This window comes from Pseudomonas sp. M5A4_2d, from assembly GCF_053345295.1.
In genome coordinates, this window is record NZ_JBKEZW010000021.1 from 1 (window position 1) to 12,755 (window position 12,755).

13 protein-coding genes are annotated in these 12,755 nt (G+C 60.8%); 7 read left to right on the top strand and 6 right to left on the bottom strand.

Annotation, left to right across the window (positions count from 1 at the left end; all coding sequences use genetic code 11):
* Positions 1 to 480: 480 nt before the first annotated feature.
* Positions 481 to 696 carry a TOBE domain-containing protein gene (locus ACLBW8_RS28080; protein ID WP_003173733.1) on the bottom strand — a complete coding sequence of 72 codons (216 nt, stop codon included), beginning with the start codon at positions 694 to 696 and terminating at the stop codon, positions 481 to 483.
* Between the two features lie 319 nt (positions 697 to 1,015).
* Between ACLBW8_RS28080 and ACLBW8_RS28085 the strand changes: the two genes are divergently transcribed.
* The 3 genes from ACLBW8_RS28085 to ACLBW8_RS28095 are packed head-to-tail and all read left to right on the top strand — an operon-like array spanning position 1,016 to position 3,538.
* Positions 1,016 to 1,987, top strand: coding sequence for an aliphatic sulfonate ABC transporter substrate-binding protein (locus ACLBW8_RS28085; RefSeq protein ID WP_447806869.1), 972 nt, complete (start codon positions 1,016 to 1,018; stop codon positions 1,985 to 1,987).
* Positions 1,988 to 1,997: 10 nt separating this feature from the next.
* Positions 1,998 to 2,825 carry an ABC transporter permease gene (locus ACLBW8_RS28090; protein WP_064452237.1) on the top strand — a complete coding sequence of 276 codons (828 nt, stop codon included), beginning with the start codon at positions 1,998 to 2,000 and terminating at the stop codon, positions 2,823 to 2,825.
* Positions 2,822 to 3,538 (top strand): ABC transporter ATP-binding protein, encoded by a 717-nt coding sequence (locus ACLBW8_RS28095; RefSeq protein WP_262667825.1) that lies wholly within the window; start codon positions 2,822 to 2,824, stop codon positions 3,536 to 3,538. The genes ACLBW8_RS28090 and ACLBW8_RS28095 overlap by 4 nt, the downstream gene beginning before the upstream one ends.
* On the opposite strand, the gene ACLBW8_RS28100 is transcribed toward ACLBW8_RS28095, so the two are convergent.
* The 3 genes from ACLBW8_RS28100 to ACLBW8_RS28110 all read right to left on the bottom strand — a co-directional run bounded on the left by ACLBW8_RS28100 (position 3,535) and on the right by ACLBW8_RS28110 (position 5,680).
* Positions 3,535 to 4,455 (bottom strand): FecR domain-containing protein, encoded by a 921-nt coding sequence (locus tag ACLBW8_RS28100; protein ID WP_447806870.1) that lies wholly within the window; start codon positions 4,453 to 4,455, stop codon positions 3,535 to 3,537. The two genes, ACLBW8_RS28095 and ACLBW8_RS28100, sit on opposite strands and share 4 nt — an antisense overlap.
* Complete coding sequence (locus tag ACLBW8_RS28105; protein ID WP_447806871.1) at positions 4,452 to 4,970, bottom strand: sigma-70 family RNA polymerase sigma factor; 519 nt, start codon at positions 4,968 to 4,970, stop codon at positions 4,452 to 4,454. The genes ACLBW8_RS28100 and ACLBW8_RS28105 overlap by 4 nt, the downstream gene beginning before the upstream one ends.
* A 92-nt stretch (positions 4,971 to 5,062) precedes the next feature.
* A complete protein-coding gene (locus ACLBW8_RS28110; RefSeq protein ID WP_447806872.1) occupies positions 5,063 to 5,680 on the bottom strand; it encodes an LpxA family transferase in 618 nt (205 codons plus the stop codon).
* Positions 5,681 to 5,800: 120 nt separating this feature from the next.
* On the opposite strand from ACLBW8_RS28110, the gene ACLBW8_RS28115 reads away from it, so the two are divergent.
* Together ACLBW8_RS28115 and ACLBW8_RS28120 are read left to right on the top strand one after the other, a co-directional pair.
* Complete coding sequence (locus tag ACLBW8_RS28115) at positions 5,801 to 6,766, top strand: threo-3-hydroxy-L-aspartate ammonia-lyase (protein WP_447806873.1); 966 nt, start codon at positions 5,801 to 5,803, stop codon at positions 6,764 to 6,766.
* Positions 6,763 to 7,143: a RidA family protein gene (locus ACLBW8_RS28120; RefSeq protein ID WP_053256257.1), complete on the top strand. Its 381-nt coding sequence runs from the start codon at positions 6,763 to 6,765 to the stop codon at positions 7,141 to 7,143. Before ACLBW8_RS28115 ends, ACLBW8_RS28120 begins: the two co-directional genes overlap by 4 nt.
* Here ACLBW8_RS28120 and ACLBW8_RS28125 read toward each other — a convergent pair.
* Positions 7,131 to 7,757 (bottom strand): helix-turn-helix transcriptional regulator, encoded by a 627-nt coding sequence (locus ACLBW8_RS28125; protein ID WP_064452230.1) that lies wholly within the window; start codon positions 7,755 to 7,757, stop codon positions 7,131 to 7,133. The genes ACLBW8_RS28120 and ACLBW8_RS28125 overlap by 13 nt on opposite strands.
* 70 nt (positions 7,758 to 7,827) lie before the next feature.
* Between ACLBW8_RS28125 and ACLBW8_RS28130 the strand changes: the two genes are divergently transcribed.
* Positions 7,828 to 8,931, top strand: coding sequence for a DSD1 family PLP-dependent enzyme (locus ACLBW8_RS28130; RefSeq protein WP_447806874.1), 1,104 nt, complete (start codon positions 7,828 to 7,830; stop codon positions 8,929 to 8,931).
* 1,250 nt (positions 8,932 to 10,181) lie between these two features.
* Positions 10,182 to 11,096, top strand: coding sequence for a pyridoxal-phosphate dependent enzyme (locus tag ACLBW8_RS28135; RefSeq protein WP_447806884.1), 915 nt, complete (start codon positions 10,182 to 10,184; stop codon positions 11,094 to 11,096).
* Between the two features lie 47 nt (positions 11,097 to 11,143).
* Here ACLBW8_RS28135 and ACLBW8_RS28140 read toward each other — a convergent pair whose 3' ends face one another.
* On the bottom strand, positions 11,144 to 12,754 hold the full coding sequence (locus tag ACLBW8_RS28140; protein ID WP_447806875.1) for a GMC family oxidoreductase: 1,611 nt from the start codon (positions 12,752 to 12,754) through the stop codon (positions 11,144 to 11,146).
* Between the last annotated feature and the right edge of the window lies 1 nt (position 12,755).

Consider the following 12,755-nt stretch of genomic DNA (forward strand, 5'->3'; position numbering starts at 1 on the left):
GGGTTCCGCCCTTACGGCGGGTCACTTTTGGAAAAGAGCCCCAAAAGTAACCAAAAGGGCTCTTGCCCCACCACTCGGCACCTCGCTTAGGCTCGGTGTGCCCTCACTCCGGCTTCGGACCGTGGGCCGCCGCCATGGGCCATCCTTGGCCCATCGCGGCTAACCCGGCGTCCTGCCGGGTTACCCACGCTCCAAAGCCTGCGTTCGGCCAGCGTGGTTAACGGGGCGCCTAAGATCAAAATCAAAAACAGATCAAGATCAAAAGCAGAGCACGGCGGCCTAGTAGCCGACCTGAGTGGTTAGATCAAAAGCAAAACCGAGGCGGCCTGACAGCCGACCTGATCTTGGAAGCTGAACCTAATCAAATGTGGGAGCTGGCTTGTCGAACCGCCGAACCGCTGCGATAGCATCAACTCGGTGTACTTGGTGGACCGAGGTGTCCGCATCGCAGGCAAGCCAGCTCCCCCAAATGATCGGGGTTTACAGCTTGGCGATGGACACTTCGGTCGACTTCACAAAGGCAATCACTTCGCTGCCCACTTTCAATTCCAGGTCACGCACCGAGCGGGTGGTGATCACAGAGGTGACGATGCCGGACGCGGTCTGCACGTCGATTTCGGACACCACTTCCCCCAGCAGAATTTCCTTGATCACGCCCTTGAACTGGTTGCGCACGTTGATCGCTTTAATGGTCATGTCGGCTTTCCTTTTGGCTGTTGGGTCAATCCGCACGAATGCGCAGGCCCTCAAAATGCGCCATTCAATCAGCCATTAAAAGGAATATATAACTCTTTATTTATTCGATATCGATATATGTGCACTGTTCACCTGGCAACAGCGGATCAACACACTGCCCTCTCACACCACAACACAATTGACCTGAAACCCAGCAAACACGCCCCGACAACAGATGGCACAGAGACTGCATATTCCGATTGAGCATGATGGAACATGTCATTTCAATTTTCTGAATATAAGAAAAGCCTTCTCTCACCGCCTTGTCCGGAGCTGTTCCATGAAACCCTTCACCCAACGCTTACTGGGCGCCTGCGCCCTCATCTTGTGTGTGCAACCGCAAGCCTTCGCCGCCGAAGCCGACCCCGCGCAAGTCAACCTGGATTACGCCTACTACTCACCGGTCAGCCTGGTGCTCAAGCATTTCGGCTGGCTGGAACAAGCGCTGCCGAACAGCAAAGTCGGCTGGGTACTGAGCCAAGGCAGCAACCGCTCGCTGGAATACCTCAACAGCGGCGGCGTCGACTTTGCCTCTTCCGCCAGCCTGTCGGCGGTGTTGAGCCGCGCCAATGGCAGCCCGATCAAATCGGTGTACGTCTACAGCCGCGCCGAGTGGACCGCGCTGGTGGTGCGCAAAGACTCGCCGTTCAACCGCGTGACGGATCTGAAAGGCAAGAAAATCGCCGCCACCAAAGGCACCGACCCGTACCTGTTCACCCTGCGCAGCCTGCAACAAGCCGGGCTGAAAAAAGACGACGTCGAGCTGGTGCACCTGCAACACCCCGACGGCCGCACGGCGCTGGAAAAAGGTGACGTAGACGCCTGGGCCGGTCTCGACCCGCACATGGCCGCCAGTGAAATTCAGGCCGGTTCACGCCTGCTGTACCGCAACAAGGACTTCAACAGCTACGGCGTGGTCAGCGTCACCGAGCAGTACGCCAAGGAGCATCCGCAGACCATCAGCAAGGTGCTCGGCGCCTATGAAAAAGCCCGCGACTGGGCAGTGAAACACCCGGATGAGTTCGCCAAACTGCTCGCCGACGAAGCCGGCCTGCCGCTGGAAGTGGCCAAGCTGCAACTGTCGCGCACCGACCTCGGCAGCCCGTTGCTGAGCGCCCAGGATGTGCTGTCGTCCAAGGCCGCTGCGCCGATCCTGGTGTCCGAGGAATTGGTGCGCCGTGGCGTGAACGTGGACCAGGTGATCGACCAATTGATCGACACCTCTTTCGGCCAGGCGCTGCCAAAGCAGTAAGGGGAGCGTGATGACCAGCAGAATCCAAACAACGGCCCTTCCCGCGCCGGTCGCCATCAACCGCAGCGCCTGGCCTCGGCGGCTCAAGGGGCTGCTGTTGCCGGTGCTGATCCTGCTGGTGCTGGAAGTGGTCGTGCGTATCGGCTGGCTGCCGTCCTACCAGATGCCGGCCCCCAGCGAGATTGCGGTGACGCTCACCGACCTGGCCGAGGGCGCGTTGTGGAAACACATCAGCGCCAGCCTGTTGCGGGTGCTGGCAGGCTTCACCATTGGCGCAAGCCTGGCCTTGATTTTCGCCGCCTGGGTGGGTTTGAGCCGTGAAGCCGAAGCCTACCTGGAGCCAACGTTTGCCGGGTTGCGCTCGATTCCGAGCCTGGCCTGGGTGCCGCTGTTGCTGCTGTGGCTGGGCATTGATGAAACCTCGAAGATCGTGCTGATCGCGATTGGCGCGTTCTTCCCGGTGTACCTCAATGGCGTCGCGGCGATTCGTGATATCGACCGCAAGCTGGTGGAAGTCGGGCAAATGTACGGTTTCAGCAGGCCACGCCTGGTGCGCCGGATTCTCTTGCCCGCCGCCCTGCCCGGCCTGTTTACCGGGCTGCGCAGCGGCCTGAGTCTGGCCTGGATGTTTCTGGTGGCCGCCGAACTGATCGCGGCCACCAAGGGCCTGGGCTACTTGCTCAGTGATGGTCGGGAAACCTCGCGGCCGGACATCGTGCTGGCGGCAATCATCGTGCTGGCGCTGTTGGGCAAGGTCAGCGATGGCGTGCTCGCGGCACTGGAGAAACGCTGTCTGGCCTGGCGTGACACCTTCAATGGCCAAGGCGCGGAGCAATGAGCATGCAACCGTTATTAGAGATTCACGTCGCGCGTAAAAACTTTGCCAGCACCACAGTGCTGAAAAATGTACACCTGGCGTTGCAACCGCGCGAAGCCGTGAGCCTGCTGGGCCCCAGCGGATGCGGCAAAAGCACGTTGTTGCGCATCGTCGCCGGCCTGGAAAAGGACTTCCAGGGTGAGCTGCGCAGCCCCGCAGGCGAGGTCGCTTTTGTGTTCCAGGAGCCCCGGCTGATGCCTTGGCTGACGGTGGAGCAAAACATCGGTTTCAGCGATGACAGCCACTATGACAAGGCCTGGGTCACGCAGTTGATCGAAGAAGTCGGCCTCGCAGGCTTCGCCCAGGCGCTGCCCAAGGCCTTGTCCGGCGGCATGGCGCAACGGGTAGCCATCGCGCGCGGCCTGTATTCACGCCCGCAGGTGCTATTGCTCGATGAGCCCTTCAGCGCGGTGGATGCCTTCACCCGCATGAAACTGCAGGACTTGCTGCTGCAACTGGCCGAGCACCATGCCATTGCCCTGCTGCTGGTGACCCATGATGTGGACGAGGCGCTGTACCTGAGTGACCGGGTGCTGGTGATGGACAACCGGCCAAGCAGCATTCGTCAGACACTGGCGGTGGACCTGCCTCACCCGCGGGACCGGCGTGACCCGCTGCTGGCGCAGCTCAAGGCGCTGTCCTTGACCGAGTTGCAGCGGGCCCATGTGATTTAGGCCAATGTGCGACTGAGTGTCACCCAATACCGCGTCCGCGCCCGCACCTCAAACCCCAGTGTCTGGGCCAGCAGGCTGAGGATGCGGTCGGTGTCATCCAGGCGAAAGCTGCCGGTGACCCGCAGGGTTTCCAGGCTCGGGTCCCAGCGCAGCACACCTGGGCGATAACGCTCCAGTTCGCGCAAAAAATCCCCCAGCGCCTGGTTTTGCGCGGTCAAGACGCCATCGCGCCAGTCCAGTTGCTGCGCATCGAACGGCACCCGCTCCCCAAGCCCCTGAGGCTTTAATAACGCTTGCTGACCGTTGCTCAAAGTCGCCAGTTGCCCGGTCACATCGCGCACCTGCACCGCGCCCTTGAGCACCGACACCCGGCAGCCGGTCGACAACTGCCGCACACACACCTCGGCCTGTCTGACCTGAACCTCGCCGTAGCGGGTGTTCACTGCGATCAAAGCCGAGCCCGGCACACTCAGCGCCAATTCCCCTTCCACCAGCGTGATGCGCCGATGCGCGCGGTCGACATCGACCGCTGTGGCGGTATTGAGTTGCAGGCTGCTGCCATCGATCAAGGGCAGGCGTTTGCGCTCGCCGGTGGCGGTGTGCAGATCGGCACGCCACGCCTCGATCGGCAACTGGCGGCTGATCAACCAGGCAGTGGGCACCAGCGCCGCCACACCCAAGGCACGCTTGAGGATCGCTCGCCGCGCCAATTGCGGACGGTCGAGGCTGGCCATCGCCAATGCGTGTGGCAAGTCACTGAAACGCTGGCGCAGGGATTGGGCTTTTTGCCAAGTCTGTTCGTGTTGGGGATGGCTGTCGCGCCATTGCTGCAAGGCCGCATGGTCACGCTCGGTGGCGGCGCCGGACTCCAGCAATGCCAGCCATTGGGCGGCGGCGCGCGCGACATCGCGATTCACAGGTCCACCAGCAGGCAATGTTCGTAGGCTTGGGCCATGTAGCGCTTCACCGTGCGCTCGCAAACGTCGAGCCGTTCGGCAATCTCTCGATAGCCCAGGCCTTCCAGCTGGCTCCACAGAAACGCGCGGCGCACCAGCACCGGTAAACCGTCAAGCAACTCATCCAGTGCTTGCAGGGTTTCGAGCATCAGCCAGCGTTGTTCGGGTGACGGCACGCAGGCGTGCGGCAGGTTTGCCAACGCATTCAAGTACGCCTGCTCAAGGCTGCGCCGCTGATGAAAGTTGACCAGCAGGCGCTTGCCGACGGTCACCAGATAGGCACGTGGTTCCTGCATCTGCGCAATGGGCTGTGCACTGGCGAGCACGCGCAAAAAGGTGTCCTGGCTCAGGTCCGCTGCATCCCAGGCATTGCCCAGCCGCTGCAGCAACCAGCTTTCCAGCCAACTGCGGTGGTCGCGGTACAAACTCGACAACGTGAGTTCGGCAGCGTGGGTCGGGGCAACAGCATCAGTCATGGCGAGCAACCTGCGCGGCGCGAGTTAATCTCAAATGAGATTAATTCTATTTAATATCGTGCCGACACACCATGTTCTTTTCAACATTGCGTTTATACGCAAGCCTCTGCGTCAAATACCTGACCGCGCCCGACCACGCTGGCAGGTGCCAACACCGCCCCCGGCGCCAACACCGCATTGGCGCCGATTCGGCACTGATCGCCGAGCAACGCGCCGAATTTATCGCACCCGGTGCGCTGCAATTGCCCGTTGATCCGCACCTGCACTTCCTTATCCTCGCGCTCATTGCGGTAGTTGGCGACGATGCTGCCGGCCTCCAGATTGACCCCATGGCCCAGCACCGAATCGCCGACAAAGTTGAAATGCGCCAGCTTGCTGCCACTGAACACAAACGAGCTTTTCAACTCCGCACCCGGGCCGATGATGCATTGCGCATCCACCCAGCACCCGGCGCGCAGCAGAGAACCACTGGCGATAAAACAATGCGCGCCGATGATCAGTGGCGCCTTGAGCACGGCGCCGGACTCGACGGTGGCGGTACGATGGATCGCGATTTCATCCTGAATGACGTAAGCGTCTGCCGGCAATTGCGCCAGTAACTGGCGAACAATCGCCGGTGCCTGGGCCACCAACGCCCAAGGCATCAGGTCAGCCCAAGGCGCCAACGGGGATTGGGAAACGTGGGCGATGTAGTCGGTGAGTCGGATCAACGTCGAGGCCTCCAGCGGTCAAAGAAGCTCGAAACGCTAGCATGTCGGGCGTGATAAACGGAACTTTACTATTTGTCTTGATATGGATATTTTATCCATAAATGCACACGAGGTTCGCTCATGCAATTGCCTGACTATCAAGACGTCATCGCTGCCGCCCAACGTCTGGAAGGCTTCGCCCATCAGACGCCGGTCTTTACTTCGCGCACCCTGGACGCCGAAACCGGCGCCCAGGTGTTCATCAAATGTGAAAACCTGCAACGCACCGGCTCGTTCAAGTTTCGCGGCGCGTTCAATGCCCTGTCGCAGTTTGACACGCAGCAGCGCAAGGCGGGCGTGGTGGCGTTTTCTTCCGGCAACCATGCCCAGGGCATTGCGCTGGCCGCTCGTTTGCTGGGCATGCCGGCGACTATCGTGATGCCCACCGACGCGCCTGCCGCCAAGGTTGCAGCGACGCGGGAATATGGCGCCAGCGTGGTGCTGTATGACCGTTTCACCGAGGACCGCGAACAAATCGGCCGCACCCTGGCCGTTGAACACGGCATGACGCTGATACCGCCTTACGATCACCCGCACATCCTCGCCGGCCAAGGCACCGCCGCCAAAGAGTTGCTGGAATTCAGCGGCCCGCTGGACGCCCTGTTCGTCGGCCTGGGCGGGGGTGGCATGCTCTCCGGCACCGCGTTATCGACTCGCGCCCTGTCACCGGATTGCCAACTGTTCGGCGTCGAACCCCAAGCCGGTAACGATGGCCAGCGCTCATTCCACAGCGGCAGCATCGTGCACATCGACACCCCGGCGACCATCGCCGACGGCGCGCAAACCCAACATTTGGGCAACTACACCTTCCCGATCATCCGTGACCTGGTGAATGACATCCTTACGGTATCCGACGCGCAGTTGGTAGACGCCATGCGCTTCTTCATGCAGCGCATGAAACTGGTGGTTGAACCGACCGGCTGCCTGGGCCTGGCGGCATTACGCCAACTGGGCGAGCGGTTCAAAGGCCAGCGCGTGGGCATCATCGTCACCGGCGGCAACGTGGACATCCAGCGCTACGCCGCCCTGCTCAGCGAGGCGCCATGAAGATCATCCACACGTCGAAGGCCTCAGCACCGGCCGGGCATTATTCCCAGGCCATCAGCCACGGCGACACGCTGTATATCTCCGGGCAATTGCCGGTCAGCCCGGACGGGCGCCACAACCTGTCGGCGCCGTTTGCCGAACAGGCGCAAATCGCACTGCATAATCTGTTGGCCATCCTGAACGCCGCCGGCGGTTCGCCGCAGGATTTGGTGAAGGTCACGGTGTACGTTGCCGGGGTCGGGCACTGGCCGGCGTTCGACCGCGTTTACGCCGCCGCGCTGGGCGATCACCGCCCTGCCCGCGCGGTGGTCCCGGTGCCCGAATTGCATCACGGTTACCTGGTGGAGATTGAAGCCGTGGCGCGCTACTTGGCGTAGGTGTAGACCGCTGCGCGTGACACGCCCAAGTGCGAGGCCACCGTCTCCATGGCCCGACGAATATCCATGCAGCCGGCGTCTTTGAGCTCTTGCAGCAGCACCCGCCGGTCCGCCGCCTTGAGTGCACGCGGCGTGGTTGCCAGGCGTGCGGCGAACTGGTCGATACGTGCGCGAATTACATCGGCACCCGAGGGGTCGAGGGACTCGCCGGGCTTGTCACCACTGACCGAGCCAAACTGTTCCAGCATGCCCTGCAAGCCCCGGAACAACGAAAGATCCACGTTCATGCACAAGGCGGCGACGTACTTGCCGCTGGCGTCCTTGATACCAATCGAGGTGCTCTTGACCTGGCGGCCATCGGCGAACTGGTTCTGGTAATTGGCGATGACCTGGGGGTACTCAGGGTCGGCAATTCGCGCCAGCCCAAGCTCGGTGGCCGGGTCACCCGGCTGACGCCCGGAGAGGTTGTTATGGATCGCCAGGATCGCGTGCTGCGGGTCACGCAAGTCATGCAGCACCACCTCGCAGAATGGGCTGAAAGTCTTGCTCAAGCCTTCGGCAATCTGTTCGAGCTGGCTGATCAGGGTGGTGTCTTCAGGAGAGGTCTTTTTCATGCAAGACAACATATCCAGTCCTGGACAGGGCGTCAATTTGGCCGCTGTCCCTCATTGTGGAGCTTGAACCATGGACACCCCTGCCGCATTGATTGATACGCTGAAAATGCAGCGCAATATCCAGCGCATGCAACAGCGCGCCGACAGCCTGGGCGTGCACTTGCGCCCCCACGTCAAAACCCACAAATGCGCCGAAGTGGTGGCCGCACAGATCTCCGCCGGTGCTCACGGCATCACCGTTTCAACGCTGAAAGAAGCCGAGTATTTCTTCGAACTGGGCCTCCACGACATTCTCTATGCAGTGGCGATGGCGCCACACAAACTGCCTCAAGCGCTGGCACTGCGTCGTCAGGGTTGTGCGCTGACGCTGATCACCGACAGCCTCGCCGGTGCCCGGGCGATTGTTGATTTCGGCCGAGAGCACGGTGAAGCCTTTGCCGTCATGATCGAGATCGACTGCGACGGCCACCGCTCCGGGGTCAAGCCGCAGGAGCCCTTACTGCTGGAAATCGCGCACCTGCTCGGCAACACACTCACCGGCGTGCTGACTCACGCCGGTGAAAGCTACGGGCTGGATACGCCCGAGGCCTTGCAGGCCATTGCCGAGCAGGAACGTGCGCGCTGTGTTGAAGCGGCCGAGCGGATTCGAGCGGCGGGCTTGCCCTGCGTGCAGGTCAGCGTCGGTTCCACTCCGACCGCATTGTCGGCAATGAACCTGGACGGCGTCACCGAACTGCGCGCCGGGGTGTATGCGTTTTTCGACCTGGTGATGCACAACATCGGCGTGTGCCGCACCGAGGAACTGGCCTTGAGCGTGCTGACTACGGTGATCGGCCATCAAGCGGAAAAAGGCTGGATCATCACCGACGCCGGCTGGATGGCCATGAGCCGGGATCGCGGCACCCAATCGCAGAAACGCGATTTCGGCTATGGCCAGGTGTGTGATGAACACGGTGAGCCCATCGCAGGCTTGTTGTTGAGCAGTGCCAATCAGGAACATGGTGTGGCGCGGTTCGAAGACAGCGGCATGGACGTCGTCGCGAAGTTCCCGCTCGGCACCCGCCTGCGCATCCTGCCCAACCATGCGTGTGCCACAGGGGCGCAGTTTGGTCGCTACCACGCGATTCTGGATAACGGTGAAGTGCACGTCTGGGAGCGGTTGCGCGGCTGGTAGATGAGTACCTGAAGGATAGAAACCTTTACGGGGTAGCGGTTGCAGGCTCCTTCAGTTCTGCGAAGATAGCCGTCCCACGGATGGCTATGCCTTCATTGACAGGAGTGAAATTCTTGACCGTCGCCGCTCTGCTATTTGCCGAAAGCTTCCCTATCGCAATCACTGACAATCTGATCAGTTCCAATCTGGCGCCCGATATACCGCCCACCACACCGTTGACCGGCCTGGAGTTGCGCAAGGGCAATGCAGGCAAAAGCTTCCCAACAGGCTTGGCGCTCAAAGTCTGGGCATCCGAATTCGGCTTTCACTTCTTGTATGCCGGGCGCGTCGATCACGCGCGGCAAATCTTCGACAGGGTCGAACAGGTGGTATATCGCGAGCAGCAATACACCCTCGATCGCCACCAAAACATCATCGACGATGCCAATTATCATGGGCTCGACGTGAGTTTTATCGTGGTCTATCTCGACGAGGGATTTATCGCCCACGCCGGCGATGCCGACCGCCAAACGGCGCTTATGGGTAAAAGCTTCGGCAAAGTCCTGGTTATCGGCTCCGGCCGGGAATCGCTAATACAGGCGATGGACACCCTGGAGCGTCGCCAGACCCTGACCTTGCCCGAGTTCGAACCCGTCAACCTCGACTACGCCACCCATGCCATTGCTAACGCGCTCGCGGTAGTGGGCCGATCAAGCGTGGAATACATGCGCACCCACTCCGCCTTTGCACAACAGTCCACCGGAGCACTGTTCAATATTTCTTACTTTCCAAACCTCTATGGCTGGAGCGTGAAAAATCCTGCACCAGGCTGGCTCGCGAATCGACTCTGCCAGATATTCACTCAAAGCGACGGTACGGGAACCTATCTGACACGCCTGGTGGTGACACGCCAGGAAATGGGTGGCACTCACCTCGAAACGTTTTTCTTCAGCGGCCACCAGAAGCTGGAGTTGGCCCAAGACGAAATCACTCTCGACCTGCGTAACCTGACACTCAGCCGGATCAGAGCGCTGTATGACGACAGCGATAGCGGTGAAATGCTTGTTCTGGAAGAGGACCTGGAGTTGTATCAGGTCATTGTGTACGGCCAGAAAGACGCGCCGGGGATGCCACCCGCCATCAGCCATACCGTCACCTACGACTGCAGAAGCGCTAGCCTGACCATCGCTAACATAGCCGGCGCCTTGCGCTTCACGCTGCACCAGCCGTTAATTCGCAACTTGTGGGCACGGATCAATCGGGAAACGGCGTTGCTGCCCATGCGAACCCCCTTGATCCTGCATCCTGGCTTGTCCACCGCCAAGCGCCGAATCTGGTTAAAGCTTGAGAACCTGCAACCCAGCGGCTCATACAAATTACGCGGCATGAGTGCGCTATGTGCATACGCTGCAAGCCTGGGTAAATTCAGGGTTGTCTGCCCATCAGGCGGCAATGCCGGCCTGGCAACGGCCGTCGCTGCGCGCAATTTGGGGCTGCAAGCCTGCATCGTAGTGCCAACCACCACTTCCGAAGCGACCCGTGCACGCATCCGCCGGGCTGGTGGTGAGGTCGTGGTGCATGGCGAACTCTGGGATCAGTCCAACCAACTGGCTTTAAGCCTGGCCAGCGATTCAGACGCTTTTTATGTGCCAGCCTTCGACCACCCGCTTTTGTGGGAAGGCCATAGCAGCCTGGTCGACGAAATTCTTGAAGACTGTCCGAATGTGGACGGCATCGTCAGCTCCGTCGGCGGTGGTGGTTTACTCGCGGGGATACTGACCGGACTCGAACGGCACAACCGGTATGACTGCAAGATAATCACCTGCGAAACGGCAGGTGCCGCCTCCTTCCAGGCGGCGATGGAGGCAGGAAAACCGGTACGCCTACCGCGCATCGACACCGTGGTCAAATCACTGGCGGCGTCTCAAGTCGCAGCATGGCCGGTTGAGCACATCCGCGCGTTTGCCCATGAATGCGTGGTACTCAGCGACGCTGACGCAATGATGGGCGTTGCCCGTTACGCCGACGATATGTGTCAGTTGGTGGAGCCCGCTTGCGGCGTGTCTTTGGCAGTTGCGTACCTGGACCATCCGGCAATTGCCGACGTGCAAGATGTGGTGATCATCGTGTGTGGCGGTGTGAGCATCAACGCCGAACTGGTGGCGCAGTGGCAACAATCGGTCTGACCAACCGCAGGAGTCGGCCAGCCGACTCCTGCGCTCGACGCGGTGAATCAAGCATCCTGCAAAATCAAATCCGCGCCCTTCTCTGCCACCATCAACACCGCCGCATGGGTATTGCCCGACGTCACATTCGGAAAGATCGACGCATCGACAATCCGCAACCCGTCCAGCCCATGTACCTTCAAGCGTTTGTCCACCACCGAGACCTGCGGGTCCGAGCCCATGGCGCAGGAGCCGCACAGGTGGTAGATCGAGCCGCTGTTTTCACGGAAGTATTGCAGCATCTGCTCATCGGTCTGCACCGCCGCGCCCGGTAATACTTCGGCCACGGTGATGCCCTTGAGCGCCGGTGCCTGCATGATCTTGCGCATCAATCGGCTGCCCTGGATCACCTCGTCGATGTCCTTTTGGGTGCTCAGGTAGTTGGGGTCGATCAGCGCCGCGTCCCGCGGGTTTTTCGAGGCGATGCGGATGGTGCCGCGGCTGGTCGGGCGGCACGGGTTGAAGCACAGCAGGAAGCCGGAGTAAGGCTCAGGCTTGAGGCTGGCCTTGTTGTTTTTCGGAATCTGGTACGACAGCGGGTTGAAATACAGCTGCAGGTTCGGGTCTTTCTGCGCGTCGTTGCCGCGAAAGAAACCACCCGCCTGGTTGACGCTCATGGCCAGCGCGCCTTTGCGCGTAAACAGGTACTTGAGACCGAGTTTCAACTGGCCGAACAGCGAGCTGAGTTCGTCGTTCAGCGTCGGGATATTGGCCTTGTAGTAGTAGCTGGCGCACAGGTGGTCTTGCAGGTTATCGCCCACGGCCGGCAGGTGCTTGACCAGCGGGATAGCGTGCTCGCCCAGCAATTTCTGGTCAGCCACACCCGACAGTTGCAGGATCTTGGGCGTGTCCACCGCACCGGCGCACAGGATCACTTCCTTGCGCGCGGTGAAGGTACGGACCACGCCGTGCTGGGTGACGGCAATGCCGGTGGCGCGTTGCTGGTCGTCGAACAGCACGCGATCAACCAGCGCATGCAATTCCACGGTCAGGTTCGAGCGACTGAGGGCCGGGTGCAAATGGGCAAAGCTGCTGGAGCAGCGCTCGCCCTTGCGGGTGTTGACGTCATACAGCCCGGCGCCTTCGAAATTCGGGCCGTTGAAGTCGTCGCTATGGGCGTAGCCGAGTTGCTCGCAGCCCTTGAGGAACACGTCACAGATCGGGTGGGTCTGGCCCTTCATCGGCGTGATGCTGATGGGGCCACTGCCGCCGTGGTACTCGGTGTCGCCCAACGGGTGGTTTTCCAGCTTGCGAAAGTACGGCAGCACGTCTGCAAAGCCCCAGCCATCGTTGCCGTTGGCGGCCCAGTCATTGAAGTCATGGGCCTGGCCGCGCACATAGATCATCGCATTGATCGAGCCCGAGCCCCCCTGCACTTTGCCCCGTGGCGCGTAGATTTCACGGCCTGCCAGCTGCTTTTGCGGCTGGCTGTAGTACATCCAGTTGAAGGTCGGGTTGTAATACATCTTGGCGAAACCGACCGGGATCTTGAACCACCAGGAACTGTCTTTGCCGCCGGCTTCCAGCAGCAACACGGAGTATTCGCCCGAGGCGGACAACCGGTTAGCCAGTACGCACCCTGCGGCGCCGGCGCCGGCGATGATGTAGTCATATGTCATG